The following is a 2,033-nucleotide window of genomic DNA, read 5'->3' as shown; positions in this document are numbered from 1 at the left end:
TTAAAGAACAAGAACGGAAAGTGCTTGAGAACTTGTTCTCTTATTACATATACGATATGACCGAGTATATGAAGTGGAGCCCTAACAATGAGGGCAAATTCAGCTACGACTCTTCCCAGTTTGACGTGTACTGGGAGCGAGAAGATCATATTCCCTATTTCATCTATGTGGATGCCGAGCTCGCAGGGTTTGTATTGGTTCGCCGTTATCCTAGTGATTTATCGAGCTATGATATTGAACAGTTTTTTGTACTCAGAAAATTTAAAGGGCAAGGTGTTGGCAAGGAAGCCTTAGCACAGGTCGTTTCTGTATTTACAGGCAAATGGCAAATTCGAGTGTTGTTAGAAAACTCTGCGGCTCTATATTTCTGGAAGTCTGCTGTTTCTCGCATTGTTGGGGACAAATTTAGAGTGACGAAAGCCAATGATGTCGACCTTTTGATGTTCTTCATACACTTTGAAAGCAACGGTTATTGATTAGCGAAAAGTAGTTTCCGAGCTTCGTTGACATGGCTTCAAGTGAGTTAAGAATTGATAAGACAGTAGTAGCAATTCTCACTCAGTCGCTTAGCATCGTATTACTGAGTAAGTTTGCTTGACCTCAAGTTAAGTTGAAGTAACAGAATGTTTTCGATTGTTATTCGTATCACTAACTAGAGGATTATTTAGCATGACTCAGATAGAGCATTTAAACATTACTGTTCCAGATATTGATGAAACCCTGATGTTTCTTAGTATTGTCGCCCCTGACTTTAAAATACGTAAAGATGTGGACCTCCCTGGCCGCCATCGTTGGGTTCATGTTGGAAATGAGCAAAGCTATTTCGCTCTTCAAGAGCCTCACTTAGACTCGCTCGCACCAAGAGCTATGCAAGAAACGTATAAGAACCATGGGGTCAACCATATTGGTTTAGTTGTACAAAATCTACAAACAATAGAAACTAAACTTGTCGAACAAGGCTATCGTCGAGGTATATATGCTCCAAGAGAAACGCATCGAAAGCGAGCATACTTTTACGATAAAGCGGGTTTTGAGTGGGAGCTCACAGAGTTTTTATCTGACATACATGATGAAATGTACTTATACGAGTGATCGTAGAAATATGTGTGACTAGCAATAAAAAGTTTACACTCGATGGCTATTACGCAATGGCTTTGTCATAAGTGGTTTTCTTGCCTATGTAGTACTCAAGGCTGCAACGGAGCCAAGGCCACAAGGAAATTAGCACCAAAGTTGCATTGATGTTTGCGCTCTGAAGAGTGGGCAAAAAATATAAGAGAAACGATGAAAATAACGACGTTAGTTGATAATAATCGCTTAGACAGTAGGCCTGATTTAGCTGTTGAACGCGGGTTGTCACTGCATATCAAAACTGAGTCGCTAAGCATGTTATTCGATATGGGAGGTGGCGGTACTTTTTGTCAAAATGCGCCTTTACTCGACGTAGAGATCAAAGACGTAGACCTAGCCGTTATATCACATAGACACCACGACCATTGTAATGGCGCCATCGATTTTGTTCGCCATAATTCTAATGCCAATGTGTTTTTGAAACACAGTGATGAGCGTAGCTACTACTTCCGTGCTTATGGTTTTAAAAATAATGTCGGTATTAATCCGGATTTACTGAAAAATAGTAGTGGTCGTTTGAAATTCGTGAATAAGACGACCGAGATTGCGCGTAACGTATTTATCATTACTGATATCAGCGATAAATACGAAAAGCCAAAAGGGAATCAGTACCTTTACACAAAATCTCAGGACAAATGGAAGCAGGACTCATTCGATCATGAGCTTTTGTTAGTAATCAAAGAGGAAGACGGCATCGTTATTTTTACTGGCTGTGCGCATAGTGGTGTCCTAAATATGGTCGATACCGCGGTTACTCATTTTCCAGAAGAACGAATTAAAGCCGTTGTCGGGGGCTTTCATTTAGTGGGGTTACCCTTATTTGATAGCATTGGTGGGACTACGAAAAACATAAAAGACCTTGGACTTGCGTTATCAGAGTATCCAATTGATAAGCTCTACAC

At 40.5% G+C, this 2,033-nt stretch carries 3 protein-coding genes; all 3 read left to right on the top strand.

Features of this window, described 5'->3' with window-relative positions; translation table 11 throughout:
• A partial coding sequence (locus BCT81_RS21160) for a GNAT family N-acetyltransferase (RefSeq protein WP_241908253.1) occupies window positions 1-476 on the top strand: 476 nt, incomplete at its 5' end.
• A gap of 193 nt (window positions 477-669) precedes the next feature.
• Complete coding sequence (locus BCT81_RS21155; protein WP_102425725.1) at window positions 670-1,092, top strand: VOC family protein; 423 nt, start codon at window positions 670-672, stop codon at window positions 1,090-1,092.
• Window positions 1,093-1,284: 192 nt separating this feature from the next.
• The coding region (locus BCT81_RS21150) for an MBL fold metallo-hydrolase (protein WP_102425724.1) at window positions 1,285-2,033 on the top strand (749 nt) is incomplete at its 3' end.

Source organism: Vibrio sp. 10N.261.52.A1, from assembly GCF_002876325.1.
Classification (GTDB): domain Bacteria; phylum Pseudomonadota; class Gammaproteobacteria; order Enterobacterales; family Vibrionaceae; genus Vibrio; species Vibrio chagasii.
This window is presented reverse-complemented; position numbering and strand designations above follow the sequence as displayed.

Coding starts and splice junctions, on each gene's coding strand:
- BCT81_RS21155 (WP_102425725.1), top strand. CDS start 670: ATGACTCAGATAGAGCATTTAAACATTACTGTTCCAGATATTGATGAA.